The organism is Roseateles chitinivorans (genome assembly GCF_002761755.1).
In the GTDB taxonomy this organism is placed as follows: domain Bacteria; phylum Pseudomonadota; class Gammaproteobacteria; order Burkholderiales; family Burkholderiaceae_C; genus Roseateles; species Roseateles chitinivorans.
The window spans coordinates 1-483 of record NZ_PEOG01000191.1 but is presented as its reverse complement, the minus strand read 5'-3'; the positions used below and the strand labels follow the sequence as shown (position 1 = coordinate 483).

Below are 483 nucleotides of genomic sequence, written 5' to 3'. Positions count from 1 at the left end.
GACCTGCCGGTCGGCGCGTGGGGTGCCCGCCCGACCGCCCAGTTCGGTTACGAGGCCGCCGCCTCGGCGGGCACCGAGTTCGCGCTCGGCACCGTCGGCGCGGGCGTCGGCGCGCGTGTCGGGGTGCTCAAGGGCGGTGTCGGAACCGCGTCGATGACGTTGGAGAACGGCGTCACCGTGGGCGCGGTGGTGGTGGTCAACGCCGCTGGCGACGCGGTCGACCCGGCCACGGGCCTGCCGTGGATGGCCGAGTACGTCGAGGAGTTCGGCCTGATCCCGCCGCCGGCCGACCGGCTGACCGGCTACGCCGATCTGCGCACCGAACTCAGCCCGCTCAACACCACCATCGCGGTCGTCGCGACCGACGCCGAACTGAGCCCGGCCGCGTGCAAACGCGTCGCGGTCGCGTCGCACGACGGTCTCGCGCGCACCCTCCGGCCGTGTCACACCCCGCTCGATGGCGATACGGTGTTCGCGCTGGCG

General features: G+C 74.1%; 1 protein-coding gene. It reads left to right on the top strand.

Annotation, left to right across the window (positions count from 1 at the left end; all coding sequences use genetic code 11):
* The coding region (locus CS062_RS25335) for a P1 family peptidase (RefSeq protein WP_199174381.1) at positions 1-483 on the top strand (483 nt) is incomplete at both ends.